This is a genomic window from Rhodococcus sp. Leaf278, from assembly GCF_001426085.1.
GTDB lineage: Bacteria > Actinomycetota > Actinomycetes > Mycobacteriales > Mycobacteriaceae > Rhodococcoides.
On sequence record NZ_LMRR01000007.1, the window covers coordinates 23,738 to 50,106 of the forward strand.

The 26,369-nt window shown below is 63.8% G+C and carries 28 protein-coding genes, 1 pseudogene and 1 riboswitch; of the genes and pseudogenes, 9 read left to right on the forward strand and 20 right to left on the reverse strand.

Annotated features, from left to right (window positions below; genetic code table 11):
* Positions 1-9: 9 nt before the first annotated feature.
* The gene (locus ASG84_RS08525; protein WP_082520889.1) at positions 10-705 is read right to left on the reverse strand and encodes a GNAT family N-acetyltransferase; all 696 of its coding nucleotides are present in this window, start codon (positions 703-705) and stop codon (positions 10-12) included.
* A gap of 102 nt (positions 706-807) precedes the next feature.
* On the opposite strand from ASG84_RS08525, the gene map reads away from it, so the two are divergent.
* The gene (map, locus tag ASG84_RS08530) at positions 808-1,575 is read left to right on the forward strand and encodes a type I methionyl aminopeptidase (RefSeq protein ID WP_057476586.1); all 768 of its coding nucleotides are present in this window, start codon (positions 808-810) and stop codon (positions 1,573-1,575) included.
* On the opposite strand, the gene ASG84_RS08535 is transcribed toward map, so the two are convergent.
* Positions 1,576-1,989, reverse strand: a complete 414-nt coding sequence (locus tag ASG84_RS08535) for a GNAT family N-acetyltransferase (RefSeq protein ID WP_082520890.1) — start codon at positions 1,987-1,989, stop codon at positions 1,576-1,578. It abuts the gene before it with no gap.
* A 262-nt stretch (positions 1,990-2,251) separates the two neighbouring features.
* Between ASG84_RS08535 and ASG84_RS08540 the strand changes: the two genes are divergently transcribed.
* Positions 2,252-2,731 carry a winged helix-turn-helix domain-containing protein gene (locus tag ASG84_RS08540; RefSeq protein WP_057476587.1) on the forward strand — a complete coding sequence of 160 codons (480 nt, stop codon included), beginning with the start codon at positions 2,252-2,254 and terminating at the stop codon, positions 2,729-2,731.
* 3 nt (positions 2,732-2,734) lie between these two features.
* Here ASG84_RS08540 and ASG84_RS08545 read toward each other — a convergent pair whose 3' ends face one another.
* Positions 2,735-3,259 (reverse strand): hypothetical protein, encoded by a 525-nt coding sequence (locus ASG84_RS08545; RefSeq protein ID WP_057476588.1) that lies wholly within the window; start codon positions 3,257-3,259, stop codon positions 2,735-2,737.
* 96 nt (positions 3,260-3,355) lie between these two features.
* Here ASG84_RS08545 and ASG84_RS08550 point away from each other — a divergent pair, with 96 nt between their 5' ends.
* Positions 3,356-4,321 carry a hypothetical protein gene (locus ASG84_RS08550; RefSeq protein WP_057476589.1) on the forward strand — a complete coding sequence of 322 codons (966 nt, stop codon included), beginning with the start codon at positions 3,356-3,358 and terminating at the stop codon, positions 4,319-4,321.
* A 199-nt stretch (positions 4,322-4,520) separates the two neighbouring features.
* Here ASG84_RS08550 and ASG84_RS08555 read toward each other — a convergent pair whose 3' ends face one another.
* Positions 4,521-4,943: a nuclear transport factor 2 family protein gene (locus ASG84_RS08555; RefSeq protein WP_057476590.1), complete on the reverse strand. Its 423-nt coding sequence runs from the start codon at positions 4,941-4,943 to the stop codon at positions 4,521-4,523.
* A gap of 60 nt (positions 4,944-5,003) precedes the next feature.
* Complete coding sequence (locus ASG84_RS08560) at positions 5,004-5,591, reverse strand: TetR/AcrR family transcriptional regulator (protein WP_057476591.1); 588 nt, start codon at positions 5,589-5,591, stop codon at positions 5,004-5,006.
* A gap of 91 nt (positions 5,592-5,682) precedes the next feature.
* Here ASG84_RS08560 and ASG84_RS08565 point away from each other — a divergent pair, with 91 nt between their 5' ends.
* Together ASG84_RS08565 and ASG84_RS08570 are read left to right on the forward strand one after the other, a co-directional pair.
* Positions 5,683-6,702 (forward strand): aldo/keto reductase, encoded by a 1,020-nt coding sequence (locus ASG84_RS08565; protein ID WP_057476592.1) that lies wholly within the window; start codon positions 5,683-5,685, stop codon positions 6,700-6,702.
* A 1-nt stretch (position 6,703) separates the two neighbouring features.
* Positions 6,704-7,561 (forward strand): LLM class flavin-dependent oxidoreductase, encoded by an 858-nt coding sequence (locus ASG84_RS08570; protein WP_057476593.1) that lies wholly within the window; start codon positions 6,704-6,706, stop codon positions 7,559-7,561.
* 24 nt (positions 7,562-7,585) lie between these two features.
* Here ASG84_RS08570 and ASG84_RS08575 read toward each other — a convergent pair whose 3' ends face one another.
* From ASG84_RS08575 to ASG84_RS08620, 10 genes are all read right to left on the reverse strand, one after another.
* Positions 7,586-8,521, reverse strand: coding sequence for an NADP-dependent oxidoreductase (locus tag ASG84_RS08575; RefSeq protein ID WP_057476594.1), 936 nt, complete (start codon positions 8,519-8,521; stop codon positions 7,586-7,588).
* A 37-nt stretch (positions 8,522-8,558) separates the two neighbouring features.
* On the reverse strand, positions 8,559-9,683 hold the full coding sequence (locus ASG84_RS08580; protein WP_057476595.1) for an LLM class flavin-dependent oxidoreductase: 1,125 nt from the start codon (positions 9,681-9,683) through the stop codon (positions 8,559-8,561).
* Positions 9,680-10,420: a DUF1684 domain-containing protein gene (locus ASG84_RS08585; protein WP_057476596.1), complete on the reverse strand. Its 741-nt coding sequence runs from the start codon at positions 10,418-10,420 to the stop codon at positions 9,680-9,682. The genes ASG84_RS08580 and ASG84_RS08585 overlap by 4 nt, the downstream gene beginning before the upstream one ends.
* Entirely contained in the window at positions 10,417-11,772 is a 1,356-nt protein-coding gene (locus tag ASG84_RS08590) for an NtaA/DmoA family FMN-dependent monooxygenase (protein WP_057476597.1), read from the reverse strand. Before ASG84_RS08590 ends, ASG84_RS08585 begins: the two co-directional genes overlap by 4 nt.
* On the reverse strand, positions 11,769-12,845 hold the full coding sequence (locus ASG84_RS08595) for an LLM class flavin-dependent oxidoreductase (RefSeq protein ID WP_057476598.1): 1,077 nt from the start codon (positions 12,843-12,845) through the stop codon (positions 11,769-11,771). Before ASG84_RS08595 ends, ASG84_RS08590 begins: the two co-directional genes overlap by 4 nt.
* Complete coding sequence (locus ASG84_RS08600; RefSeq protein ID WP_057476599.1) at positions 12,838-14,436, reverse strand: dipeptide ABC transporter ATP-binding protein; 1,599 nt, start codon at positions 14,434-14,436, stop codon at positions 12,838-12,840. The genes ASG84_RS08595 and ASG84_RS08600 overlap by 8 nt, the downstream gene beginning before the upstream one ends.
* Positions 14,433-15,326 (reverse strand): ABC transporter permease, encoded by an 894-nt coding sequence (locus ASG84_RS08605; RefSeq protein WP_057476600.1) that lies wholly within the window; start codon positions 15,324-15,326, stop codon positions 14,433-14,435. Before ASG84_RS08605 ends, ASG84_RS08600 begins: the two co-directional genes overlap by 4 nt.
* Positions 15,319-16,299 (reverse strand): ABC transporter permease, encoded by a 981-nt coding sequence (locus tag ASG84_RS08610; RefSeq protein ID WP_057476601.1) that lies wholly within the window; start codon positions 16,297-16,299, stop codon positions 15,319-15,321. The genes ASG84_RS08605 and ASG84_RS08610 overlap by 8 nt, the downstream gene beginning before the upstream one ends.
* A complete protein-coding gene (locus tag ASG84_RS08615; RefSeq protein ID WP_057476602.1) occupies positions 16,296-17,909 on the reverse strand; it encodes an ABC transporter substrate-binding protein in 1,614 nt (537 codons plus the stop codon). The genes ASG84_RS08610 and ASG84_RS08615 overlap by 4 nt, the downstream gene beginning before the upstream one ends.
* Before the next feature lie 220 nt (positions 17,910-18,129).
* Positions 18,130-18,223, reverse strand: a riboswitch (SAM riboswitch).
* 104 nt (positions 18,224-18,327) lie between these two features.
* On the reverse strand, positions 18,328-18,729 hold the full coding sequence (locus tag ASG84_RS08620) for a hypothetical protein (RefSeq protein WP_156399433.1): 402 nt from the start codon (positions 18,727-18,729) through the stop codon (positions 18,328-18,330).
* 649 nt (positions 18,730-19,378) lie between these two features.
* Here ASG84_RS08620 and ASG84_RS28135 point away from each other — a divergent pair.
* The 4 genes and pseudogenes from ASG84_RS28135 to ASG84_RS08635 form a co-directional block, all read left to right on the forward strand.
* On the forward strand, positions 19,379-19,743 hold a 365-nt coding region (locus tag ASG84_RS28135), incomplete at its 3' end, for a DUF222 domain-containing protein (protein WP_235581601.1).
* Between the two features lie 3 nt (positions 19,744-19,746).
* On the forward strand, positions 19,747-19,974 hold a 228-nt coding region (locus ASG84_RS28140), incomplete at its 3' end, for a DUF222 domain-containing protein (RefSeq protein WP_235581594.1).
* A 25-nt stretch (positions 19,975-19,999) separates the two neighbouring features.
* Positions 20,000-21,085: pseudogene (locus ASG84_RS28730) on the forward strand (DUF222 domain-containing protein); the annotation flags it as partial.
* 574 nt (positions 21,086-21,659) lie between these two features.
* A complete protein-coding gene (locus tag ASG84_RS08635) occupies positions 21,660-21,998 on the forward strand; it encodes a TfoX/Sxy family protein (RefSeq protein WP_057476606.1) in 339 nt (112 codons plus the stop codon).
* Between the two features lie 71 nt (positions 21,999-22,069).
* Here the strand turns inward: ASG84_RS08635 and ASG84_RS08640 are convergent, their stop codons facing one another.
* The 5 genes from ASG84_RS08640 to ASG84_RS08660 are packed head-to-tail and all read right to left on the reverse strand — an operon-like array spanning position 22,070 to position 26,343.
* A complete protein-coding gene (locus ASG84_RS08640; RefSeq protein ID WP_082520881.1) occupies positions 22,070-22,594 on the reverse strand; it encodes a GNAT family N-acetyltransferase in 525 nt (174 codons plus the stop codon).
* Positions 22,595-22,610: 16 nt separating this feature from the next.
* Positions 22,611-23,639: an FAD-dependent oxidoreductase gene (locus tag ASG84_RS08645; protein ID WP_057476607.1), complete on the reverse strand. Its 1,029-nt coding sequence runs from the start codon at positions 23,637-23,639 to the stop codon at positions 22,611-22,613.
* A gap of 7 nt (positions 23,640-23,646) precedes the next feature.
* Entirely contained in the window at positions 23,647-24,624 is a 978-nt protein-coding gene (locus ASG84_RS08650; protein WP_057476608.1) for an ABC transporter substrate-binding protein, read from the reverse strand.
* Between the two features lie 34 nt (positions 24,625-24,658).
* Positions 24,659-25,450 (reverse strand): amino acid ABC transporter ATP-binding protein, encoded by a 792-nt coding sequence (locus tag ASG84_RS08655; protein WP_057476609.1) that lies wholly within the window; start codon positions 25,448-25,450, stop codon positions 24,659-24,661.
* Complete coding sequence (locus ASG84_RS08660) at positions 25,447-26,343, reverse strand: amino acid ABC transporter permease (RefSeq protein WP_235581602.1); 897 nt, start codon at positions 26,341-26,343, stop codon at positions 25,447-25,449. The genes ASG84_RS08655 and ASG84_RS08660 overlap by 4 nt, the downstream gene beginning before the upstream one ends.
* Positions 26,344-26,369 lie beyond the last annotated feature (26 nt).

Here is a 26,369-nt window from a genome sequence, read left to right on the forward strand (position 1 = left end):
GTTCTGACGTCAGGCGTCGGGCGCACGTTCCGGAGTTCTCACCAACGTCAACTGCGATGTCCGACGCAACTCGAATCCGATAGCGAGGTAGAGGTCGATCGCGCGCACGTTCGCCGCCGACGCGTGCAGAAAGGGCTCCTCGCCGCGGGCGCGGATTCCATGACCGACCGCGCGCACCAGATCCGTCGCCAGGCCGTGCCCTCGGAATGCCGGGTCGGTGCATACCGCGCTGATTTCCGTCCACCCCGGCGGGTGCATGCGCTCACCGGCCATTGCGATCAGTGCGCCATCGCGCCGGACCCCGAGGTACGTGCCGAGCTCGATCGTCCGGGCCAGGAACGGCCCGGGCTCGGTACGGCGAACCAAGTCGAGCATCTCCGGGACGTCTGCTGCCGTGAGCTCGACGGCCTCGGAAAAGGGCCGCGTCTCGAGGTGGGTGCCGATGAGCTGCACCAGACCGAACGCCTCCACCCGCGACCACCCCTCGGGCAGTGCGCGCTCCGGACCGTCCAGCCCCACCACAGTCCGCAGGCCGAACAGGGCCTCGATGTCATCCCAGTCCTGCTGATCGAGCACGTCGGGGTGCGCGAGAAACGGAGACACCTCAGGATCCGCCCGCACGATCCGTCCACGCCGGACCGCAAAGCGCGAGAGCGGACCGTCGAGGGAATTGCGAACGGGGTCGTCGAGAGGATGAGCGGACACAGCAAATAGAGTCGCACGAACGGTCGACGGCCAGCGCACCGTCACGCCCGACACCAATACTTATACCGGTATAGTTATTCGTCACACGACGAAAGGCAACACATGATCGAGATTCTTCCCCCCAGCAAAATCCCACTTGCACGCAAATCCGGCGCTCTGGTCGCCGAGATTCTCGAGACAGTCCGCGAGCGTGCGACCGTCGGCACCAACCTGCTCGAGATCGACGAGTGGACCAAAGACATCATCCTCGGGGCCGGAGCAACGTCCTGCTACGTCGACTACGCGCCCTCCTTCGGTCGAGGACCGTTCGGCCACTACATCTGCACTTCCGTCAATGATGCTGTGCTGCATGGCCTTCCGCACGACTACGCGTTGGCCGACGGCGATCTGCTGACTCTCGATCTTGCTGTGGTCCTCGGCGGCGTGGCCGCGGACTCCGCCATCAGCTTCGTCGTCGGCGAGTCTCGAAAAAAAGACACAGCGATGATCGACGCCACCGAACGGGCTCTGGCCGCGGGAATTGCCGCGGCGCGTCCGGGAAACAAGATCGGCGACATCTCGCATGCCATCGGCACGGTGCTCAGCGAAGCGGGCTACCCGATCAACATGCAGTTCGGCGGCCACGGAATCGGATCCACGATGCATCAGGACCCCCACGTGTCCAACAACGGGCGGCCGGGCCGCGGCTACGGCCTTCGCCCCGGCCTGATGTTGGCACTCGAGCCCTGGATCATGGAAGACACCGACGAACTCGTCACCGACGACGACGGATGGACTCTGCGGAGTACGACGGGATGCCGCACTGCGCACAGCGAGCACACGGTGGTCATCACCGACGACGGTGCCGAGATCATGACCTTGCGGGCCTGACTACAAGCGCTTCTCGAAGGTGTTCGAGAACGGCAGCACCTCGTAGGGCGGAAACACCGGGATTCGGGTGTAACCGCTCTTCTCGTACAGCCGAACGGCGTCGGGCTGCCTGTCGCCGGTCTGCAGTATCAGTCGCGGCAGGCCCTGTTCACGAGCGGCATTTTCCGACGCCTCCAGCAGGGCTGCCGATACCCCCGTACCGCGATGGTCGGGGTGAACGAACATCCGCTTGAGTTCGAGATCGGACCCGTTCCACCGCAGCGCTGCATGTCCGACGGCATGTTCGACTTCGTCCGAGTCGCGGCGGTACACGACGAACGTCCGATGCACAGTGCTCTCGTCGACGGCGTTGGCCTGGGTCTTCGACATCAGCGCGGCCCGGTCTGCGTATCGGGGACCCACCTCGGCGGACATTGCCGCGCGCAGCGCTTCGGCGTCGGGATGATCCCAGTCGACGGCGCGGGTGAACAGGACGGCGCGGGGTCGGCATACATCGGTCACGCCCGATCGCAACACGTCGACGGTCGCCGGTCAACTGTTCCGATCACGATGAGCCGATCCATGGCGCACGAGCCCGCCCTCGATCACCCTGTGACGGTGAACAAGAACTGTCGCTGCCCACGCTGACCAACTGCCCGGTATCCGCAGCACACCCTTGTCTCAGGAGCTCTCCGCCATGACCACCGAAGCGACCGTCGTTGTCCACATCTCCGATTCCGGCACATCATCCCTGCAGGGATTGACCCGACCGCAGTTGCACGCACTCGCCGACGCGCTTCGCAGCGCCGCCAAAAGCTATGCGCCGCATGCAAAGATCCTCACGCGATTCGATGTACGGGTCAACGATCTGAACGCTCCCCTGGTCATCGACATCCCCGCCCGCGACGTGATCCTCGGCGGCAAGAGCATTCGACTCAGTCACACCGAGTTCGAGATTTTCGCATATCTGGCGCAGCATCCACGCGTCGTCGTTGCGAGATCCGAACTCAACACATCCGACGGCGGACGCAGCGTCGATGTCCACCTCTCCCGAGTGCGAACCAAACTGGGGCACTTCGGTCGGCTGATCACCACGGTCCGGGGTACGGGATATCGCTTCGACCCGGAACCCGGAATCCGCGTCATCACCCAACCGACGGTATTGCGCAGCGCCTGACCGTTACTGCGACAGAGCAACAGTTCTGCGGCGACGGTTTCGCCGGACCACCACGAACACGATCAGAGCCACCAGAACCACGGCGATCACGGCACCGAGTGCTGTCGCTCCACGGAAGCCCGGCGCACTGGTGTCGAGTGTGCGTTCACCTGCGTGGGCCGCGTTGCTGGTGCCTAGGACGATCGTGAGCGTCAACAGGTTCGGGATGGCGGTCACGACAGCCAGGATCACCGATCCGATGGCCAACTGCTTGCCCGCTCGACCCTTGCGGACCGACCAGGCGCTCCAGAAGAACATCAGCGGCGCGAACGTGCAGACGATGCCGAACAACAGGCCCCACAGGATGCCCTTGGTGAACGTACGGTCGGCCAGTTCTTCGACCCGAAGACTCCACCAGCGCGGCAGAAACGCCGCCAGAACGAAGTACGCGATCAACAGCAGCACGATGCCGACTACGACGAGAATGCCCCGCCTCTTCCAGTTCGCCGAGCTGGTCGACGGTGCGGGCGTGGTCGGATCGGCAGTCATGAGGACATCGTAGATCGTGCGTGGCCGTACCCCACTCGAGTCGAGACCCGATTGTTAGCTCTATCTGCAGGGACGAACAGCGTTAGGCTTCGCGTCGTGGTCGCCGATTCACTGCGCAACTGGCTCACCGACTCGGACCCAGCGCTGCGCTGGCAGGTCGAGCGCGACCTCATGGACGAACCCTCCCGAATTTGGGAAGCAACTCGCGCCCGAGTTGCCATCGAGGGTTTCGGTGCACGGCTTCTTGCCCTCCAGGATCCGGACGGTCAATGGGCGGGTGGTGCCTTCTTTCCCGCGAACTTCGATGGTTCCGAGGCTCCGGGACAGCCCTGGACCGCCACCACCTGGTCGCTGAATTCGCTGCGCGAGTGGGGTCTCGACCCCGCGGTCCTGCGAGCGCGCCGCACGGTCGAGCTGCTCGACGAGAACAGTCGGTGGGAGTACGACAATCTGCCGTACTGGGGCGGCGAAGTGGACTGCTGCATCAACGCGTGGACGGTCGCCAACGGGGCGTGGCTCGGTGCGGACGTCGAAGGCATCGTCGAATGGTTTCTCGAACATCAACTGCCGGAGGGCGGTTGGAACTGCGAGTGGGTCGAGGGGTCGACCCGCGCGTCGTTTCACTCGACACTGAACTCGTTGAAAGGATTGCTGGAGTATGACATAGCCCTCGGCGGCACGGACGAGACTCGAGCTGCCCGGCGCGCCGGTGAAGAGTACTTGCTGACGCGAAAGCTCCTGTACACCCTGTCCACGGGCGAGAAGGTCTCACCATGGGTGGATCACTTTTTCCACCCATTCCGTTGGATGTACAGCGCCCTCAACGCTGCCGACTACTTTCGGCAGGCCTCCCTGCTCGATGGGACACCGCCGGATCCTCGCTTGGACGAGGCCATCGAAGTCATCAGGGCCGCCCGCCAGAGCGATGGAACGTGGTTGCAGGGTCGCCCACATCCAGGTCAGGTCTGGTTCGAGATCGACGTACCGGAGGGCGAACCCTCGAAATGGCTGACGCTGATCGGAACCAGGGTCTTGACGTGGTGGGATTCCTACTACGGGTAGTCCACGCACACGTCACATTGACGTGATCAGCCGCGGATACCGAAGTCCACGGCAGCGTGGGTGCATGCAGGCTGCGATCCGAGGAGATCGATGATCGCCGCCAGTCGAGCTTTGAGCCTGGTCATGAACCTGACGCTAGGCCCGAAGCCCAGGTGATGCACCCGTTGCGATCACGCTGATTCGAATGCCGGGCGCGGCGCTACCGATCCTGTTCCGTCGACCTCCAGGACGATCCGGTCTCTCGCTCGAAAGCTGGTCGCACGTCGACGGTGTCGTACACGATCGACAGCGATGCGATGCGGCCGTTGTCGTCGAGTTCGGCGACATCGACGACGTCGAACGGGGCAGCCACCCCGGAGGGCAGCCGCCAGTCGAAATGGAACCAGAAGGTGACGAGCCGCCTTCCCTCCGAGGTGCGTCCCTCGGCCACGCCCTTCGACGTCAGCTCGGCACCTGCAGTATCGATGAACAACGCACGATAGAAGTCCGGTGCGGGCGTCGGACCGTACAACGGTGAATGCACGACGGCACCGGGTGCGAACAGACTCAGAATCGCTTGAAGATCAGCGCGATGCAGCGCGTCGAGGTAATGCGCCACCAGGTCGTCAGCGGTCGAGTTCATGCGACCACGCTATCCGATAGAAGCGAAAGTAGCCGTTCATCAACCGATCTCGTCAGGTTCTTACGTGATGCGCAGTCCTGCAACCAATACCCGCGCCATCTTCCGCGGGTCGTAGCGGGGGTCTGCTGCACCGATACACAGATTGCCTACCGCGCGCATCAGCTCCAGTGCGCTCTGCCCCGGTGCAATCTCCCCCGAGTCCGCAGCGGCGTCGAGCAACGACTCGCACACGGGAACCAGCCGATCCAGGAAGTAGCTGTGCAAAGTTTCGAATCCGGCGCTGTCCGACTGCATTGCCTCGGCCAAACCATGTTTGGTGACCAAGAAGTCGACGAACCGGTCGATCCACAGCACCAACGCGGCGTGCGGTGATTCGCGGCCCGCGAGAAGCTCCTGACCCGCGACGACACACGCCTCCACCTGATGCCGAAAGACAGCAACGACGAGATCCCCGCGTGTGGGGAAGTGCCGATAGATGGTTCCCACGCCGACGCCGGCCCGCCGGGCAATCTCGCGCACCGGTACCTCTACTCCCGAGTCGACGAACGCAGACGCAGCCGCGTCGAGCAAGGTCGCTTCGTTGCGCCGCGCATCCGCCCGTTTTCTTGGCTGCTCGGCTTCGGACTCGGTCACTGTTCCTCCCGGCATCGACAAACGGAACCTTGTTCCGTATGTTGGTTTACGGAACGTTGTTCCGCTTACTCACACCGTAGCCCACACTGGGCACAAGGAGATCACCATGCAGTACCGCACATTAGGACGAACCGGCGTCCAGGTCAGCGCGCTCTCACTCGGCGCGATGAACTTCGGAGCGATCGGGCGCACCACGCAAGACGAGGCCACCGCCATCGTCGATGCAGCGCTAGAGGGCGGCATCAACCTCATCGACACCGCGGACATGTACAGCCAGGGGCAGTCGGAGGAGATGGTCGGCAAGGCGATCGCAGGTCGCCGCGAGAACGTCGTGCTGGCCACCAAAGTCTTCAACCCGATGGGCGACGAACGGAATCACCAGGGCAGTTCGCGACGCTGGATCACCACCGAACTCGAGAACAGCCTGCGCCGACTCGACACCGATCACGTCGACCTCTACCAGATACACCGCTGGGATCCCACAACGAGCGACGAGGAAACCCTCGCCGCGCTGACGGATCTGCAGCGAGCCGGGAAGATTCGCCACTTCGGCTCTTCCACCTATCCGGCCTACCGAATCGTGCAGGCGCAGTGGGCAGCCCGGGAACACCACCTCGCACGGTTCGTCACCGAGCAGCCGCAGTACTCGATCCTGCAGCGCAGCATCGAATCCCACGTTCTTCCGGTCACGCAGGAGTACGGAATGGGAGTACTCGTGTGGAGCCCACTGGCCGGCGGTTTCCTCACCGGAGCCATCCGGGCAGGGCGAGCGGCCACCACCAACCGTGCGGTGATGATGCCCGAGCGTTTCGGCACGGACACCCCCACCGGACAGGCCAAACTCGATGCTGTGGAGAAGCTGGTCGCTGTCGCCGACGAGGCCGGCCTGACGTTGATCCAACTCGCACTCGGTTTCGTGACAGCGCATCCGGGCGTCACCAGCGCCATCGTCGGGCCCCGTACTGTCGACCACCTACACTCGCAGCTCGCTGCCGCCGACACCGTCTTGCCAGCCGACATCCTGGACAGGATCGACGAGATCATCGCGCCCGGTGTCGATCTCGCTCCCGGTGACAAATTCGACACCCCACCCGCACTCCTCGACGCGTCCCTGCGGAGACGCTGACATGGCGAGTTTCGGTCTGATGACCCCTCCACAGAACGTCCCCTACGCCGACCTACTCCGGGTGTGGCGCGAGGCAGACAGCATGCCCGAGATCGAGCACGCGTGGCTGTTCGATCACCTCATGCCCATCGGCGGAGATCTCGACGGCCCGATCTTCGAGGGTTGGACCATGCTGGCTGCCCTGGCCGCACAGACCGAGCGGTTACGACTGGGAATCATGGTCACCAGCAATCGCATTCGCCCGCCGGCGATCCTCGCGAAGATCGCCGCCACGGTCGACGCGGTCTCGCACGGTCGGCTGGACTTCGGTATCGGCGCCGGGTCACGGCCGAGTGTGCCGATGGCGCGACGGGAGTACGACGGCAACGGTCTTCCCTACAGTGACGCCGCGGATGCCGTTGCGAGACTGGGTGAATCGCTCACCGTGATTCGCAGACTGTGGACCGAGGACGAACCCTTCGACTTCCACGGTACCCACGTCGACCTCGTCGGGGCGTTCCAGAACCCGAAACCTGTTCAGCGACCCGGCCCACCGATCGTGATCGGCGGCCGAGCCGCAGAAGTGCTGCGTCTCGTTGCCGCGCACGCCGACATCTGGAACATCCCCGGCGGGGACCTCGACGACGCACTGGACCGAGCGAGACTGCTCGACCGGTTCTGCGCGGAGATCGGGCGCGATCCAGCGACGATCACGCGATCGGTCGCTTTCGGAGTGTCGTTCGAGGAACCCGAGAAGACGAGAAACGACATCGGCGACGCCATCGCCGCAGGATTCGATCACGTCGTTCTCATCCTCCCGGGCCCCTACCCCGCCGGCATCGCGCACCGAGTGAGCGAGGAGTTCATCGCTCACTCATAGGAACCTGTGCGCCCGGCCTTGTCCTCAGGGAATCAGGAGGAACTTTCCGCGCGGGTGCGTCGACTGCAACTCAGCATGCGCCTTCGCGGCGTCGTCGAGCGGAAAGACCTTGGCAACCGTCACCTCGAACACACCTGCACCTGCCTGCTCCAGCAGCACCGGGGACGCCAGACGTCGACGCTCCATGCTCGCCGGCCCACCAACGGTGAGGAAACCGTCCGCCGACGCCCGCCCGAAAGCTGCCGTGCTGACCAATCTAGATCTGTTCGTGAGTAATTCGAGAGACACGTCGATGGCCTCGTCGGTGCCCACCGTGTCGATTGCCGCATCGATACCGTTCGGTGCGGCTGCTCGAACACGCTCGAGCAAGCCCTCGCCGTATTCGACGGGCTCGGCCCCGAATGCACGCAGTGCATCGTGGTTCTGTCGGCGCGCAGTCCCGATGACGGTGGCACCGCGCTCGAGGGCAAGCTGAGCCACGACGGACCCGACACCGCCTGCTGCTCCGTGCACGAGGACAGTGTCTCCGCTCTTGATAGCGACCGATTCCATTGCGTCGTAGGCGGTTCCAGCCACAGCGAGTACACCCGCAGCAATGTTCCAATCCAAGGCGTCCGGCTTCGGAAACACAAATCGTGCGGGAACCAGAATCCGCTCGGCGTATGTACCGTTGTGGCCGGACACGACCACCTCGTCGCCCACTGCGATAGGCCCGCTCGGGCCCTCGACGGGTCCGCCGACCGCAACCACGATCCCCGATGCCTCGCTACCCAACGCAATCGGGAGTTTGGATTCGTCGGTGCCGAACGCGCCGCTGTAGCTCTTGTAGTCGAAGGGGTTGACGCCTATTGCCTTCACCTCGACCAGAACTTCACCTTCGGACGGCTCGGGCAACTCTCGGTCGACGATCTCGATGACGTCGGGACCGCCGTAGGACGCCGCAACTGCAACTCGTGTCATGCGCCGTACAACGGTCGCCACGGCGCATATGTTCCGCTCAGATCCGGAGGCGCGGTAGTCCCCATTCTTTACCGAGTAGTTCGTACGAGCGCAGCCGGTCTGCATGTCCATGTGCGACCGAGGTGATCACCAGTTCGTCCGCGCCGGTTGCGTCCTGCAGCGCCTCCAACTTGTCCGACACCGTTGCCGCAGACCCGACGACCTGAGTGTCCACCCGATCGGCGACGAGCTGGTACTCCTCGCCGGTCAGGGGTGCCACAGCTTTCGGATCGGGATACTCGACTGCACCTCGGCCGCTCCGAATGCTGTGCACCCACTGCGGGAATGACGCCGCCAATTCTGCCGCCACTGAATCCTCTGCTGCTACAACCACATCGGCCGACACCGCAACGTATGGCTCGGACAGCCGATCCGACGGCACAAAGGCACGGCGATACTCGTCGATCGCCCCGAGAGTCGTCCCCGGGCTGAAGTGGTAGCTCGCTGCGAACGGCAGACCGCGGGCCCCGGCCTCACGGGCAGTCGGCCCAGCGCTGCTGCCGAACAGCCACAGCGCCACGTCGGCCCCGACACCCGGCCGTGCCGTCAGCGGCACCCCGTCCCGCTCGTAGGTACCGGCAAGCAATGCAGTGAGGTCGTCGAGCTGCTCGTGGAAGTCCGGAGCCTCAGCGTGTGGTTGCTGCAACGAAGCCAACGACGCAGCCAACATCGGGGTCTTGCGCGGGGCGGCCGCGGCGGGGGCTACCGGGAACAGCTCCGAGGACCCTGATGACACCGCACGCTCGGGCGCAGCCTGCTCGGCATCGGCCAGGGCTGCTGCCTTGCGCTGACCGGACCTACCGACACCCAGATCGATGCGTCCCGGATACAGAGCGTCGACTGTCCCGAAGGATTCGACGACGGCAGCAGCCGTCGTGAATCCGAGCTGGACCGCGGCGGATCCAACACGAATCCGGTTGGTAGCAGCGGCAATCAGACCGATCAACACTGCGGGTGACGAGCTGGCTGCCGCCACGAAGTGATGCTCGGCCACCCAGTAGCGCTCGTAACCCCACTCCTCGGTCTGGCGAGCAAGGTCCAGGGTGTTACGAAGCGCTTGCTGAGCGGTCGACCCCTCGCTGATCGGGGACAGATCGAGAACGGACAACGGAACTCGCGTCATCTCGGGTTCTTCTCCCCTGCCTCGACAGCGACAGTCAGCCTGTTCTCGGTAGGCGCGACGGGGCACGTCGCGTAGTCGGTGAACGCACACGGAAGGTTGGATGCCCGGTTGAAATCGAGGACGACGATGTCATCTTCCGGAGCGGGTACTGCCAGAATCCGGGCCGCCGGATACGTGGTGACACCACTGGTCTTATCGGTGAACAGCACCTTCAGATCACTGCCCGCACCGCCGAAAGCGAGCAACTGCTGTGTGGTGCCCGCCAATTCGAAGTCGAGAGTGCCCACGGCCGTGTGGTGGTGTTCGAGTCCTTCCACCACCGCTCCGGTCGTGATGGTGATCGGCGAGTCGTACGGGGTGAACCTACCGGTGGCAACGAAGTGCTCGTTCGGCTCGTAGGCCGGGATACCGGTATAGGACTGCAGGGTCTGTGCTTTCGGGTCGTGTACGCGCAGCGCGACCGAACCGGTCCGACGGATCACTTCGATACGCCGATCGCCGTCCTCGACGAGGATGCCCGGTGCACCCTCCACCGGATTCAGCGTCGTCACCCCGTCGAATCCCTCGACGGTCACCGAATCGGCATCGGCTTTCCATCGGCCGGGTAAGTCCGCGATGGTCTCGAATTCATCCGTCAGCCAATACAAGCCGGTCAACGACACCCAACCCAGCGGGTCACCGTAGGACGTCTCACGGTCGGCATGCCATTGCTTCCAGTCCTGCTCGAAATCACTCATGATGCTCGCACTCCTTCACGCTGTTCGTACGGATGCCGCAGACCGAGGTGGTCGCGCAGGGTGGTTCCGGCATACTCGGTGCGGAAGCTACCGCGGTCCTGAAGTTCCGGAATCACCTTGTCGACGAATTCATCGAGCCCGGCCGGGGTGATATGCGGGACGAGAATGAAGCCGTCGCTCGCGTTGTTCTGTACGTAGCTGTCGATCTCATCCGCCACCTGCGCAGGCGTTCCGACGAACTGCTGCCGCGTCGTCATCGCGATGATCAGTTCACGGATGCTCAGGTTGTCTGCTTCGGCGCGCTCGCGATACTGCTGGGCGATGGTTCTGGGGTCGCCATGTCGCGCGCGGCCGCGGGTGATGGACACGTCCCCGCTGGGTTCGATATCGGGCAACGGACCGTCCGGGTCGTATGCAGACAGGTCCTGTCCCCACACCTGTTCGAGGAACGAAATTGCCGTCTTACCGCTGACCTGCTGATGCCGGATGTGGTCCGCCTTCTCGACCGCGTCCTGAGCAGAGTCTCCGAGCACGAAGGTCGCTGCGGGCAGCACCTTCAGGTCGTCGTGCTCGCGGCCGTACTTGGCGAGCCGACCCTTGACGTCGGAGTAGAACTTCTGTCCGTCCTCGAGCGTGCCGTGGATGGTGAAGATCGCATCGGCCTTCGCTGCTCCGAACTCTCGGCCCTCGTCGGAGTCGCCCGCCTGCAACAGAACCGGATGCCCCTGCGGACTGCGCGGCAGTGTGAAGCGGCCCTCGACCTCGAACTGGGGCCCGGAGTGCCTCACGGTGCGGATCTCGGACTCGCGACCGAAGATTCCCCGCTCGCGGTCGACGACGAAGGCATCGGTCTGCCAGCTGTCCCAGAGCTTTCGCGCGACGTCGACGATCTCGTTGGCACGCACGTAACGGTCGGCACGATCGAGATAGCCACCCCGTCGGAAATTCTCGCCGGTGAATGCATCCGAGGACGTCACCATGTTCCATGCCGCCCTACCGTCGGACAGGTGGTCCAGTGAGGAGAATTGTTTCGCGAGTTCGAACGGTTCGTTGAACGTGGTGTTGATCGTCCCGGCCAGTCCGAGCTTGGCCGTCACCGATGCAAGCGCGTTCAGGACGGTGAGCGTATCCGGCCGTCCGACCACGTCGAGATCGTGAATCTTGTTGCGGTGCTCACGCAGTCGCAGTCCTTCGGCGAGGAAGAAGAAATCGAACAGACCACGCTCGGCCGATTCGGCGAGGTGCACGAACGAATCGAACTCGATCTGGCTCTTCGATTCCGGATCGGCCCAGACGGTGGTGTTGTTGACGCCGGGAAAATGAGCACCCAGATGTATCTGCTTCTTCGTCACAGGCTCTTCCCTTCGAGTGCATAGCGATTGACGGGGCGCGTCAGGCCGAGACGCTCGCGCAGAGTCGATCCGCTGCGGGTGTCGGTGGCCGGTAGTGCCGCCACTCCAGACGGCAGGGCGAGCGGTACCAGGGTGACCCCGTCCAGCCCGGCCGCTTCGATGGAACCGAGCAGGAGATGCAAGCCCGCCAGGTCGCCGATATGCGACACGCTCTCAGCGGCTCTGACGTGCCCCGCCCAGTTGTCGAGCTGAGCGAGTTCCTCAGCAGCAGAATCGGATACCAAGGTCTCCACGTCCAACAGCACGAACACGTCGGCCGGGTCACGGCCTTCGGCAACGACGGCCCGTCGAATGCGGGCGGCGGTCGTTGCCGCGTCCTCGATAGTGTCGGCGGCGATACGGACAATGTCGGAGCGCGCAGCGGCTACCGCCGCAGACTCGTCGGACTCGGCGCGAATCACGACGAGCGGCTGACCCTGAGGAGATCTCGGCGTGATCGACGGGCCCTTGACCGAGAAGTTCTCACCCTCGAAATCGATGTAGTGCAACTTGTCTCGGTCGATGAACCGTCCGGACGCAACGTCGCGGATCTCCGCGTCGTCCTCCCAGCTGTCCCACAGCCTGGTGACGACCTCGATCGCCTCGTCCGCCTCACGCCAGAGGCTGCCGTTGTCCTGCTGCGCTTTCCGACCGAACAGCGCTGCCTGCTCGGCACCCGGACTCACCTCGACCTGCCAACCGGCCCGGCCGTGAGAAGCGAAATCGAGACTCGCGATCTGCTTCGAGATGTGGAACGGCTCGGTGTGCGTGACGGTGATCGTGGGCACCAGCCCGATCGTCTCGGTGAGGGCGGCTGCCCGTGCCGCGACGGCTGCGGCCTCGAGCGTCCGGCTGGCGAACGAATCGCCCAGAAACGCAAGATCGATACCCGCTCGGTCTGCGGTCTGTAGCTGGTCGATCCAGAACCCTGCTGTGAACAGGTCTTCGGCGCGAGAATCGGGACGACGCCAGGCCTGCGGATGGGCGCCGCTGCCTCTCAGGTCTATCGCGGTCAGGAACAGCTTGTCAGACACTGGTGCTCGCTTTCTCGTGCGCGCTTCCGGGTATGGCCCCGAGTAGCTCGCGGGTGTAGTCCTGCTGTGGATTGCCGAACAGTGCTGCGGTGTCTCCGTATTCCACGATGACGCCTGATTGCATGACGGCCACGGTGTCGCTGATCTGACGGACGACTGCCAGATCGTGCGAGATGAAGAGGTAGCTCAGACCCAGCTCGGACTGCAGATCGTCGAGCAGCGTCAGAATCTGTGCTTGCACCGACACATCCAGGGCCGAGACCGGCTCGTCGAGCACCACCAGTTCCGGTGCCAGCGCCAGTGCTCGGGCAATCGCGACGCGCTGGCGCTGCCCACCCGACAGCTCGGCAGGCCGTCGGGCCAGGTAGTCGCTGGTGAGCGCGACCTGATCCAGCAGCGTTCGGGCACGCTCGGAACGCTCACGCGACGAACCGACCTTGAACGCGTCCAACGGTTCTCGCACGATCTCGCCGACGCGCAGCTTTGGGTTCAGTGACGCGTACGGGTTCTGATAGACGATCTGAACACGCCGCCGCAGTTCACGCCTGGCCTTGCCACGCAGACCGGTGATGTCCACACCGTCGAACGTGACCGAACCCGACGACGCGGTCTCGAGACCGATCGCGATGCGCGCCAACGTGGACTTACCGGACCCGGACTCGCCGACGAGCGAGACCGTCCGCCCACGTTCGACGGTCAACGTGGCTCCCTTGACCGCATCGAGGTGAACACCACGGCCGATGGTGAACCGCTTCGATACATCGCCGACCGTCAGGATTGGATCGGCTGCCGTGGTGCGCGCGGGTCGTACGGTCGTATTCAGCGACGGTGCCGCGTCCAACAGTTGACGTGTGTACGCGTGCGTCGGGTTCGCCAGCACCTCTGCAGTAGGCCCCGTTTCGACGATCTGTCCTGCGCTCATGACGATGAGGCGATCGGCTCGGTCCGCCGCCACGCCCAAGTCATGGGTGATCAGCAGAACCGCGGCACCGGTCTCGGCGATCCGGGCATCGAGATGGTCGAGGATGCGTCGCTGCACGGTGACGTCGAGGGCGCTGGTCGGCTCGTCGGCGATCACCAGTTCCGGGCGGCACGCGAGAGCGATTCCGATCAACACGCGCTGACGCTGCCCACCGGACAGGTCCTGCGGATATTGCCGCGCCCGCACTTCGGGGTTGTCCAGACCTGCTTCGGTGAGGATACGAATGGCCTCGACCCTCGCGGAGCGACGATCTGCGAGGCCGTGCACCCGCAGCACCTCGGCAACCTGGTCGCCGACGCGAACCACCGGGTTCAGCGAGGTGGTCGGGTCCTGCGGAACGAGCCCGATGTGGCGGCCGCGCAACCGATTCAACGTCTTGTCCGAGGCGGTGTCGAGCCGCTGGCCGTCGAACGTCACCGATCCGCCCACGATGCGCCCGGAACCCGAGAGCAAACCGATGAGGGCGTGGGCAGTCGTCGACTTCCCGGAGCCCGATTCACCGACCACGGCCACCACCTCACCGCGGTCGACGGTGAACCCGATGCCGGACACGGCGGTCGTCTCGCCGTAGTTCACGTGCAGATTCTCTACTTCGACAATGGGGCTCATTGTGATCGCCTCTCGAGTGCATGGCCCAGGCGGTGCGCGGACACGACGACGGCCACGATCACCAATCCCGGCAGTGTGGTCATCCACCAGGCGGTGGCCAGGAAGTTGCGGCCCTCGGAAATCAGCGATCCCCACTCCGGTGTGGGCGGAGCAGCGCCGAAACCGAGGAAGCTCAACGCCGACACCGCAAGAACTGCCATACCGAATTCGACTGCAGCGAGTGCGATCACCGGTCCGTACGAATTTCTGAGGATGTGCCTGCGGAACACGTCGAACCACCGAACACCCGAGGCGTACGCCGCTTCGACGTACAACGATCTGCGCACCCGCAGCACCTCCGAACGCATCACTCTGGCGAAATTGGCAATCAGCGTGACGCCGACGGCGATAGCGACATTCACGGTGCCGAAGCCCAGAGCAGTCACCAGCGCCAGCGAGAGCAGCAGCGTCGGAATCGACAGCAACACATCGACGATGCGCATCAGCACCGCGTCGACTACTCCGCCGACGGCCCCCGAGACCAGACCGATGATCGAGCCGACCACCAGGGCGATGCCGACTGCCAACAGCGTTGCCGTCAGCGACAATCCGGAACCGTGGACCACTCGGGTGAAGACGTCACGGCCGATGTTGTCGGTGCCGAACCAGTGCGCCGCACTCGGTGCCTGCAGTTTGTCGGCCGGTGTACCCACCAGCGGGTCGCCGCTGGCGAAGACGGACGGGAACAGCGCGGACCCGAGAGCCAGCAACAGCACGACCACGGAGGCACCGAGCCAGATGTGCTTCAGCACGTCTCGCGGACCCCGGCGCCGCGCGGGTTCCGGTGTTTCTTCGACTACCGGGGGAACTGCCGAATGGACGGTCGGTTCACGAATCAGAATGTCAGACATGAGCTTTCTCCGGTTCTGCACTGGCCTGCGCGGGCCGGTACTCGCGCACGATGCGTGGGTCGATCAGCGGATAGAGCAGGTCGACTGCGAGATTGACCAGGACGAAGACCAGCGAGGTCAGAACCACGATGCCCTGCACCACCGGAATATCCTGGGCCAGCACCGATGTCTGGGTCAGCCGTCCGACTCCGGCGCGCGAGAACACCGTCTCGACCACTACCGATCCGGCCAGCAGGGTGCCCACCAAGACCCCGGCAATCGTGAAGGCGGGGATCGAGGACAGACGCAGAACGTGTCGCGTCTGCACCCGAAGGCGTGAGACCCCCTTGGCACGAGCCACATCCACGAACGGCTGCTTCCACGTGGTGGCCATGCTGGTAGCCAGGACCTGCGCGATGACAGCACCGGTCGGCAATGCCAGTGTCACCGCAGGCAGCACCAACGACGCTACGCCGTCGTCACCGAACGCCGGGAACCAGCGCAGTCGGAACGAGAACAGTTGCAGCAGCAATAGTCCTACCCAAAACGTCGGCACTGCCACCCCGAGCGGTGGAAGCGCAAGCAGCAGGTTCTTCAGCCATGGGATCTCGGTATACGTGGCGGCGTAGGCCACCGCGGCTCCGCACACGACGGCCAGCACCAGGGCCGTCCCCGCCAAGCCGAGTGTGCTGGGCACCGCGTCCAGGATGGCCGTCGTCACTGGCTGGCCGGTGGCGATGGACAATCCGAAGTCGCCCTGCACAGCCCCGACCAGTGAATGCCAATACTGCACAAGCACCGGCTGATCGAGACCGTAACGAGCCTGCAGTTCAGCGATGGCCGCAGCGTCGGCTGGGGTACCAGAGCCCGCCGAGTCCACGGCAAGACTGACCGGGTCCGACGGCAGCAGGAACAGCACGATGAACGAAATGGTGAACGCAGCCCACAGCACTGCCACTGCTTGCAGTACTCGCTGTCCGATGTAGCGGATCATGCGCTCAGCCAAGTGTCGAAGAACTGAAAGCGGGCCGAGGCCTCGAATTTCAGATCCTGCACTGTCGACGCCGCGCCGACGGCCTGGGAGAGTTCGATCGTGGGAATCCACAAGCCGTTGTCGAGCACCTGCTGCTGCGCGGTGGCGATTATCTCGTTGCGCGCCGCCACGTCGGTGGTCGAGAGCTGATCGGTCAACGTTGCATCCAGATCCGGGATCGGACCGCGGGCGTTCAGGTTTCGTCCGTCCACCGCAAACGAGGTACGCAGAATGTCGCCGTCGGCGCGAGTGCTGTTGTAGTACGTCGCGTCGTAGTCCTTTGTGCCTTGCCGCGCCGTCGCCTCCGAATTGGAGACCAGCTCGAGCTGCAGGTCGACACCCACTGCACGCAGTTGCTGTTGGGTCAGTTCCAGAATCGCCTGGTTGCCGGCGAACACCGCCGAGTACATGACCTTGAAACTCAGCTTCTGCCCGTCCTTTTCACGGATGCCGTCTCCACCGGGAACCCAGCCCGCGGCGTCGAGCAGCGACTTCGCCTTATCGGGGTCGTAGGTGACATCGGCGAGCTCGACGTAACCCGGCGTGGCGCTGGCCAACGTGCTTGTCGCTGTTCGGAAGTCGGGGCCGAGGACCGTATCGACGAGTTCCTGACGGTTGATCGCCGGCACCAAGGCCGTCCGGACGGCGGGGTCCTGTAGCGCACCGCGAGTGACGTTGGGCTGAATACCGAACGGAACGCCCGGGTTGGATGCCGTCAGGATTCGGCCACCGGTCGCCTCGATCTGCGGCGCGTCCTGCGGTAGTGCGTCGCTGACGGCGTCGAGCTGATCGGAGGAAAGACTACCGGTACGCACACCCGACTCGGGCACGATCGTGAACTCGATACGGTCCAGGTACGCCTCGCCCTGGTGAGCGAATACCGCAGAGCCCCAGTTGTATCCGCTTCGCTTGGCCAAAGCGACGGAACGGTCCTGCTGATAGTCCGCATAGGTGAACGGTCCCGATCCGATATTGGTGCCCAAGCACCGAGACTCCGCCGACTGGGCCGACGTCGCGGTGGACTGAATCCCGAGCTGAGGCGTCGAACTCGCCTGCAGAAACTGCGCATTGGGTGCCGAGAAGTCGATGCGAACCGTGAGCGGATCGACGACCGTGGCACCTTGGTACCCGGTGAGGTAACTGGCGGCCAGCGGCGCCTTGGCGGCACCGAGGGTGCCGGTGATAGCGTCGAAATTGTCCTTGACGGCGGTGGCGTCGAGCGGAGTGCCGTCACTGAACGTCACGCCATCTTTCAGCTGGAAGGTGAAGGATTTCGCGTCGGGAGTCACTTCCCAACTTTCGGCCAACCATGGCTCGATCTCGCCGGTGTCAGAGTTCTGGTCGGTGAGCGAATCGACCACCTGGCGAGTCACGTAGATCGTTTGATTCGTACCCGCCTGCGCCGGATCGGAGCAGGTGGGAGCCCCGGACAGGCCGTAACGCAGCGTCCCTCCGGACTGCGGTGGTCCGGCGTCGGCGGCCGAGGTGGTGGCGCTACCTGCGCACCCGGCGAGCAATGTGGCGGTGGCGGCAACTACTCCGGCCACCAGAAGTACAGGGCGAGTGGACACGTGGGTGTCTCCGGTATCTGGTCGATCGCGCGCACGGTCCAGCGTCCGAGCTGGGTGTGCCCAGGAAGGAGTGCGCGCAGATGATGAAGTGAAACGTGAAGTACGAGCTGAGCCGAAATGTCAGCTGAGACAGGTCGAACCGTTCAGACGGCACAGATCGACATGAAGCCGACGACATCCGTCGACGAAGCCTGAGGCGACTCGGGTGTTCACGTGTATTCCTCCATCGGTCCCGGCGGTAGCACCCTCACCCGACGAGCGGGGGGTTGCTGCGACGTCATAGAGCCAGGTCTCTCGGTCGCTCTGGATGGTCCTTCGTATTCGATACTACGAGAGGGTAGGCGCAGTTGCCAACCGGGGTAGAAAAAGGACTTACCGACGAAAGTCTCGAACAGAGTGAACGGACGAGCCCTCCCAATCAGACGGCAACTGTCAATTCCGCTTTTTCACTGACGCCCGAATCCGAATCAAGCTGTCGCTCAACCATATCGGATCGCACGTCGATCATGCGTTGCACCCAAAAGTCGACCGTTTCACCAGCGGCGCAAAACCGATCCAGCACGTCCATACACAGCCAGGTCGCAACCGAAAAATCCTGCTCCGCCCCGTCGAGACCCATGAGTGCCAATTCTTCGCCCACGGCGATGAGAGCGCAATCGACACCGGCACTACTGCGCTCCAGCCATCCCAACGCCCGACGGAGATACTCCCAATCGGCTGCGGGCACAGGTTCGATGGCCGATTGCCTGCACAATTCCGCCGTCGCGACGAGCGCGTCCACAACCGGTCCCGACAGTGCACCGTCGAGTTCGACGAGCATGCCCCGATCGGAATCTATGAGGTCGGCCATGTAGCGCCAGCGGGTCGAAGGGGCGACGTCCTCCGGCCACAGGTCAGTCGTACCGAACTGAAGTCGACTGATCAGTTCTTTCGACGAACTGCACGAAGCGGCGAAACGGAATGCGTCGTTCATGTCGATCATCCCCACTGGGTCGTAACACAACATTGGACACCTGCTCGGCACTCGAGTACGGAGGTACTGCCGAGCAGTAGCTTTCGTCACCGATGCAAGCAACGATGCTGTGGTCGTTACGTCCGCCTTGGGGGATATTGAACGCCCTCACCAGCATCTACGCGACTCGGCGTTACCGAAAATCGACAACGTCACACTTGTGGTCGATGTGTAATCCGCCACATACTGCAGCACTTCGTTTCGGCATCCCGGCAGCCGAGCGCGAGTTGGAACGCGTGTTCGAAATTCTGTCGGTGGGTCGCGATAGATTCTGTTCATGCTTTCGGGGGACGGCGGATCAGGGGTGGACGGTATCGAGACGGTGCCGCCTCCCCCTGTTGTGTCCGATCCTGCACTGTCGGTGTTGGTGGATCGGGTCGAGTCCGCGGTCGCCGAACTGGCGGAACAGGCATCGGTGTCGTGGACGAACGCCGACCGGCGTGCGGTGATCCAACGCATGGAAACTGTGTCGCGGTCGCTGCCGGCGTACTCGTACACCTGGCTCAACGAGCTGATCGATCAGCGCGGCCTCGATGTGTATCCGGGGTCGGTGCCGTGCTCGGTGGCATGGATGCTGCGCATCACCCCACGCGCCGCCGGTGCGCGGGTGCGTCTGGCTGCGGAGTTGGGGGATCGCACCGCACTGTCCGGTGAGGTTCTGCCGCCCCTGCTGCCGCATACCGCGGCAGCGCTGCGGGCGGGGTTGCTCGATGCCAAACATGTGCAGATGATCCGCGAATTCTTCAAGCACTTGCCGGCCAGTGTGGATCCGCAGACCCGTGATCTCGCCGAACAGCAATTGGTGGGCTACGCCTGCACCCGNAGATGATCCGCGAATTCTTCAAGCACTTGCCGGCCAGTGTGGATCCGCAGACCCGTGATCTCGCCGAACAGCAATTGGTGGGCTACGCCTGCACCCGACGTCCAGACGATTTCGCTCCGTTGGTGGCTCATTTGGATTCGATCCTCAGCCCCGACGGCGACTACGACGAGGACGAGGACGAGGACGGTAAGCCCAAGCCGAAGAAGCGTCGGGATGCGTTCTTCTACCTCNGGCAGCGAGAACAACTACGACTACCTGGATTCGATCCTCAGCCCCGACGGCGACTACGACGAGGACGAGGACGAGGACGGTAAGCCCAAGCCGAAGAAGCGTCGGGATGCGTTCTTCTACCTCGGTGAGCAGGGTGCCGACGGGATGTCGGACGGGAAGTTCTGTGTCGATTCCGAACTGCGGGCCTACCTCGAGGCGTTGTTCGCCAAAGCCGCGAAACCGGGCGTCAACAATCCCGCCGACCCGACATCGGTCGTCCACGACGACGAAGACGGCGAGACCAGCAGCGACGACGAAGACGGCGAGACCAGTAGCGACGACCAGCGCGGCGGGAGCGGCAGCGACGACGAGGGCGACCAGAGCGGCAGTGCCACAGCGCCGAAGCCCGAGCCGACCACCCACGAAGCAGACTCCAGTGTCGCCGAGTCCACCGATGGAGGCCCGTGGGATGAGACGGACTGCGACGATGGCGCCGACTGCGGTGAATGCGACGGTGCCGACTGTGGTTGCGGCACAGCACCCGACGGCACAGCACACGACGACACAGCTGCAGCTGACGGCAGTGCCGAACCAGGCGACACAACCGACGCAGCCGAGACCGACGACGACACCGACGGATCCGATACCGACACCGACACCGACACCGACACCGACACCGACACTGCGGCACGCGCCGCTGCCGCTGCGCGGGATCGACGCACCCAGAACGAAAGACGTCACGACGCCCTGAAAATGGCACTCCGGCACACCCTCGCCTCCGGGACCCTCGGCACCCACCGCGGCCTGCCCGTCACCGCCATCGTCACCATGAGCTTGAAAGACCTCGAATCGGGCTGCGGCTACGCCATGACCGGCACCGGATCCCGCGTCTCCATTCGCGACGCCATCCGCATGGCCTCGCACGCGCGCCACTACCTGACCATCTTCGACGACCACGGCAGAGCCCTCTACCTCGGCCGATCCAAACGCATCGCCTCCGCCGACCAACGCATCGTCCTCATCGCCCGCGACCGCGGCTGCAGCTTCCCCTCCTGCACCCGCCCCGCGACCTGGTGCCAGTCCCATCACATCGACGATTGGGTCGAGGGCGGGCCCACCGACATCGACGCCGATCCAAACGCATCGCCTCCGCCGACCAACGCATCGTCCTCATCGCCCGCGACCGCGGCTGCAGCTTCCCCTCCTGCACCCGCCCCGCGACCTGGTGCCAGTCCCATCACATCGACGATTGGGTCGAGGGCGGGCCCACCGACATCGACGCCCTCACCTTCGGCTGCGACATGCACCACGCCCTCGTCGGTACCGGACCAGGAAATGGGCGACCACCAAAACCGGAGCAGGACATCGCTATCCGGGCCGCACCCTCTGGCACCCACCAACCGGGATGGACCCCAAGCGCCGCGGGCTCATCAATCACGCACACCATCCAGAGGAAGTGTTGTACCCGCCCGAACAGCACGACGACTTCACCGCCACAGGCGACACAGGCGACACAGGCGACACCGGCGACGAGGAACCACGACAACCCGCATGACGACCCAAACCAACACCACGGCACAGCCCTGCCTGCTGCACACGCCTACGCCAAAGCAATCGCGATTCCGGACAGTGTGAGACCTACGGTTGCGCCCACTACCGATCAGGTCTTCGATGAGGGCAACGTTGATCGGAAGGACTCAAGCGCATGGCGTACGACGAGCTTCTTGCAAACCGAATCCGCAACATCCTCACCGACCAGGAAAGCCTGCGCGAGCAGAAGATGTTCGGCGGTCTGGCGTTCCTGGTGCGAGACAAGATGGTGGTATGCGTCGGCACCGGAAACCGTGCTCTGTTGGTCCGAGTGGACGGAGCTCGCGAACCCGACTACCTCGCGCGCACAGGAGCCCACCACGCTGTCATGGGCCGAGACCGCTCGATGGGCGCAGGGTGGATCACCGTCGACGCAGGCGCGCTGACAAACGAACAGGCAGTGGAATTCTGGGTCGTGGCCGCGCTCGAACACAACACCAACGCGACCGGCTGACCGGCACCGAAACACTCCTTCGCTTCACCGCACCCACCTACGGAGTAAGCCGGGCACTCACTACCGCGGACTCATTCGAGACTCTTCTCGAATGGATGCGATCCGACCGTCCTGGACGGCAAGCTCCGGTCGTACAACGGGATGTATCCGGCCGCCAGGTACAGGGCAACTGCTTCGGGCTGATTCCAGCCGGTTGTCAGATACACCCGGCGATATCCACGCGCACGTGCGCTGCGTTCCAGCTCGGCCACAACGAGTCTGCCGAAACCTCTGCCGCGGTGCACCTTCGAGGTCCAGATGCGTTTGAGCTCAGCGGTGGTCGCGTCGTACTGCCGGTACGCGCCGCCGGCAACCGGAACGCCGTCGTTCAACGCAATCACCAGAACGCCGCCCGGAGGGGCGAATTCCTGAGCGGGATAGGACTTCAATTCCTGATACTGAACGCCGGGACTGCGGCCGTACCTGGACGCATACTCGGCCGCCAGCTCCTGTAGCAATGGCGTCGCCAGTGGATCGTTCTGATCGACTTCGACGAAGTCCAGCCGCGCTGGACCGGTGTCGCCGGTGCGAGTGTTCAGATCGAACGTTGCGCTCATGTGCTTCCTGTCTCGATTATCCGTCGACCAGATCTGCGACCAATTCCCCGATCGCAGGCGCGAACTTGAATCCGTGGCCCGAGAATCCGGCAGCGATAACGGTGTTGCCACTGCGTCCGATAGCGAAGTGGGAATCCGGAGTGCTTGTGTAGAGACACGTCAGCGGATCGGCCGTATCGGCGTTCACTCCCGGCAGCCACGTGCGCGCATACTCGATCAGGCGATCGACTCCCGCTGGATCGGCCGCGAAGTCGCGAGTGCGCGGATCGACAACCGGTCCGGTGGCATGCTCGCCGATCTTGATGCCGTCCGGCGACCACAACCCATAAATGCCGGCGGTATCGAGAACTACGCCGGGATGGTGAATGAAGCTCGGCCACTCCACGTCTGGGCTCAACGGTACGAAGTGTGCCGGTTGTTCCTGGGTGGTGACCAACGGCGGAGTGGCACCGTGAGGCACGAACCCCGCCGTCCATGCTCCCGCCGCGAGAACGACCACGTCGGCCGCGTAAGTGCGGGTGTCCGTCACCACGTCGAAGCCGGAGATCTCACGCACGGGAGTCTCGTATTCGACCGTCGCACCGCACGAGCGAGCGGCCGCTATTGCTACAGCGACGCTGCGATCGGCGTGAAGTCGCCCGGCCGCAGCATGGAACAGCACTGTGGTGTCGAATCGAATTCCCGGCCACCGACGCTGCGCGGCGACGGGTTCCAACACCTCGAACTCCAGACCTGGCCGCTCGAGTGCGCCGATCCGTGGATTCACGGTATCCGGATCCCCATGATCGACTGCTCCCGTGATCTCCAACAATACTGTGTCGGTTGAATTTTCGAGCTCACGCCAGAGCGTGTGTGCCCGAGCGGCCAGTGATACGTAGTAGTCGTCGGCATAGGCGTGTCGAAAAATTCGCGAACTACCGTGCGAGGCACCGTTCTTGTGCCCCGGCTCGAACTGCTCGAGCAAGGTGACGTCGTGCCCGCGTCGCGCAATCTGCCAGGCGGACGACGCGCCGATGATGCCGCCGCCGACGACTACTACTTTCACCGTCTGCCTACGCTGCGGGCTTGCGGGGCAAACCGGGCGGGTTGATGACGGACTCGGACACAGCTTCGGACTGCAGACCCCAGCGATCGATCACCTTCTGGTAGCTGCCGTCGTCGATGGCATGTTGCAGTGCCTCACGGACAGCCTCGATGAGACCGTTGTCCTTCTTCGTAAGCACCGCGATCTCACCCTGCAGCGCATCACCGGCCCCGGAGAAGGTGCCGACGATTTTCGATTCGCCACTGGTCGCGGCGTGGTAGACGGCAGAGGGGTTCGGCCCGAGATAACCGTCGATGCGCTTGGATCCCAATGCCAAGTAGTAGTCGGAGGTGTTCTGGTAGTAGGCGAGCTCGGCCGGCGCAAGACCCTCGGCCACGTTCGCCTCGTTCCAGTCCACCAACAACTGTTCCTGGTTGGTGCCGGACCCGACGCCGATCTTCTTGCCGGCGATGTCCTGACGCTCCTCCACCTTCCAATCGGCGTCCTTCTGGGTCTCGAACGCAAGATTGTCGAGCCGGTAAGTGGCGAAGTCGTACTTGTCCTTGCGCTCCTCGGTCACCGTGACGTTGGAGATGAACACATCGTTCTCGCCGGAATCGATCTTGACGAAGTTCTGCGACCAGTCCGCAACCTGCAGATCGACGTCCAGCCCGAGAATATCGCCGACGAGGTAGGAGAAGTCGACTTCGGATCCGACGATGGTGGTGTCGTCGGTGGCGTAGAAACGCAGTGGCGGTGCAGTTCCGCCCGACCCGGTGACGATCAGCGTTCCTCGGTCTCGGATGGCCTGTGGCACTATCGCTGCGATCTCGTCGACCTTGTCGACCCGAACTCGATCGGCCTGCTCGGGTGAGAGGTCGAAGCTTTGTCCCGCCTCCGTGACGACCTGCGACTCGGCCGCAGGTTCGCTGCAGGCGGTCGCGGTGAGCGCCACGATGGCCAGTGCTGCGGCCATGACCGTCAGCCTGCGTGATTGTTTGGTCATGAGTGTTGTCCGTCTTTCGGTTGTACGAGATGGTCTAAAGGACGTGGGAGAGGAAGGCCTTGGTCCGCTCGTGTTGCGGAGAGTCGAGAAGTGCTGCAGGAGTTCCTTGTTCGACGATGATGCCGGCATCCATGAACACAATGGTGTCGGCGATGTCACGTGCGAAGGCCACCTCGTGGGTGACGATCACCAGCGTTGCACCATCGCGTGCGAGTCCACGGATGACTTCCAGCACCTCCCCGACGAGCTCCGGATCGAGCGCCGAGGTGGGCTCGTCGAACAAAATCACTTTGGGGCGCAACGCCAATGCCCGCGCGATGGCGACTCGCTGCTGCTGACCCCCGGAGAGCCGACGCGGGTAGTCGTGCGCTTTCGCGCCGACACCGACCCGCTCGAGCAGCGCAAGCGCCTCGGGCTCGACGTCCGCGCGCTTACGCTTCTGCGCCGAGATGGGAGCCTCCATGACGTTCTCGAGCACCGTCAGGTGCGGAAACAGGTTGAAGTTCTGGAACACGAACCCGATCTGCGAACGCTGACGCAGAATGTCACGGTTGCTCAGCTCGTGCAGCTTGACGCCCTTGCGCCTGTATCCCACCAGACTGCCGTCCACCCGTACGGTCCCCTGGTCGACTTTCTCGAGGTGGTTGATGATGCGCAGCAGAGTCGATTTCCCCGATCCGGATGGACCGATGACGGCGGTGACCTCACCGGGGCGGACGGTCAGGTCTATTCCTTTGAGAACTTCGAGGGCACCGTAGGACTTGTGCACGCCGCGCACCTCAACGGCATAGGTCGTCGCGGACGTCGTGGCATCGAGTGTGGTCATCGTGTCGCTCCTCGCGGGGCGAGAGTGATCTCGGCCAACTTCTTTCGCAGCTTCTGGACGGGAGTGCGTTCGATGGTGCGCACCGCTCCCTTGGCGTAGTGCCGCTCCACGTAGTACTGCACCACCGACAGAATCGAGGTGAGAATGATGTACCAGACGGTGGCCACCATCAGCAGCGGTACCACTCGGCCGCTTCGGCCGTAGATGACCTGAACCTGGTAGAACAGCTCGGCGATGGCCATGACGGAGACGATCGAGGTGCCCTTGAACAGGCTGATCACCTCGTTGGCCGCGTTGGGGAGAATGCCTCGCATCGCCTGCGGAAGAATGATCTTGAAGAACTCTCGCCTTTTGGGAATACCCAGTGCTGCAGACGCTTCCAGCTGCCCCTGGTCTACCGAGATGATGCCGGCGCGGACGATCTCAGCGGAATACGCAGCCTGATGCAGAGCTAGTCCGACGATCGCAGCCGTCGACCCGCTGATGACGTTGTTGACGTCGAACTCGAAGAAGCTGGGCCCGAACGGAATTCCCACCGACAGGGTTTGGTAGAGATACGCGATGTTGAACCAGAACAGCAGCTGCACGATCAGAGGAATGGACCGGAACGCCCAGATGTAGAACCACGCAATCACCTGCAGGACAGGGTTGTTCGACAATCGAGCGACCGCCAAGGCGATGCCGAGCGCGAAGCCGATCAGGGTTCCCCAGAACGTGAGCTGGATGGTGAGCCACAGGGCCGAGAGCACCGATTGCGCGGTGAAGTACTGAGCGAACGTGCCCCAGTCCCATCCCGGATTGGTGGCGAAGCCGTGCAGGAACTGGGCAACCACGACCAGGGTGGCGATGCTGATCACCCACCGCCACGGATGCCACTTCTTCGCTACGACCAGCTGCTCGTCGGGGACCTGCGCATCGT

Excerpts from the sequence above, each read along its gene's own strand:
- map (WP_057476586.1), top strand. The coding sequence starts at position 808 with ATGATCGAGATTCTTCCCCCCAGCAAAATCCCACTTGCACGCAAATCC.
- ASG84_RS08535 (WP_082520890.1), bottom strand. The coding sequence starts at position 1,989 with ATGTCCGCCGAGGTGGGTCCCCGATACGCAGACCGGGCCGCGCTGATG.
- ASG84_RS08540 (WP_057476587.1), top strand. The coding sequence starts at position 2,252 with ATGACCACCGAAGCGACCGTCGTTGTCCACATCTCCGATTCCGGCACA.
- ASG84_RS08545 (WP_057476588.1), bottom strand. The coding sequence starts at position 3,259 with ATGACTGCCGATCCGACCACGCCCGCACCGTCGACCAGCTCGGCGAAC.
- ASG84_RS08555 (WP_057476590.1), bottom strand. The coding sequence starts at position 4,943 with ATGAACTCGACCGCTGACGACCTGGTGGCGCATTACCTCGACGCGCTG.
- ASG84_RS08560 (WP_057476591.1), bottom strand. The coding sequence starts at position 5,591 with ATGCCGGGAGGAACAGTGACCGAGTCCGAAGCCGAGCAGCCAAGAAAA.
- ASG84_RS08565 (WP_057476592.1), top strand. The coding sequence starts at position 5,683 with ATGCAGTACCGCACATTAGGACGAACCGGCGTCCAGGTCAGCGCGCTC.
- ASG84_RS08570 (WP_057476593.1), top strand. The coding sequence starts at position 6,704 with ATGGCGAGTTTCGGTCTGATGACCCCTCCACAGAACGTCCCCTACGCC.
- ASG84_RS08575 (WP_057476594.1), bottom strand. The coding sequence starts at position 8,521 with ATGACACGAGTTGCAGTTGCGGCGTCCTACGGCGGTCCCGACGTCATC.
- ASG84_RS08580 (WP_057476595.1), bottom strand. The coding sequence starts at position 9,683 with ATGACGCGAGTTCCGTTGTCCGTTCTCGATCTGTCCCCGATCAGCGAG.
- ASG84_RS08585 (WP_057476596.1), bottom strand. The coding sequence starts at position 10,420 with ATGAGTGATTTCGAGCAGGACTGGAAGCAATGGCATGCCGACCGTGAG.
- ASG84_RS08600 (WP_057476599.1), bottom strand. The coding sequence starts at position 14,436 with ATGAGCCCCATTGTCGAAGTAGAGAATCTGCACGTGAACTACGGCGAG.
- ASG84_RS08605 (WP_057476600.1), bottom strand. The coding sequence starts at position 15,326 with ATGTCTGACATTCTGATTCGTGAACCGACCGTCCATTCGGCAGTTCCC.
- ASG84_RS08610 (WP_057476601.1), bottom strand. The coding sequence starts at position 16,299 with ATGATCCGCTACATCGGACAGCGAGTACTGCAAGCAGTGGCAGTGCTG.
- ASG84_RS08620 (WP_156399433.1), bottom strand. The coding sequence starts at position 18,729 with ATGCTCGTCGAACTCGACGGTGCACTGTCGGGACCGGTTGTGGACGCG.
- ASG84_RS08635 (WP_057476606.1), top strand. The coding sequence starts at position 21,660 with ATGGCGTACGACGAGCTTCTTGCAAACCGAATCCGCAACATCCTCACC.
- ASG84_RS08640 (WP_082520881.1), bottom strand. The coding sequence starts at position 22,594 with ATGAGCGCAACGTTCGATCTGAACACTCGCACCGGCGACACCGGTCCA.
- ASG84_RS08650 (WP_057476608.1), bottom strand. The coding sequence starts at position 24,624 with ATGACCAAACAATCACGCAGGCTGACGGTCATGGCCGCAGCACTGGCC.
- ASG84_RS08655 (WP_057476609.1), bottom strand. The coding sequence starts at position 25,450 with ATGACCACACTCGATGCCACGACGTCCGCGACGACCTATGCCGTTGAG.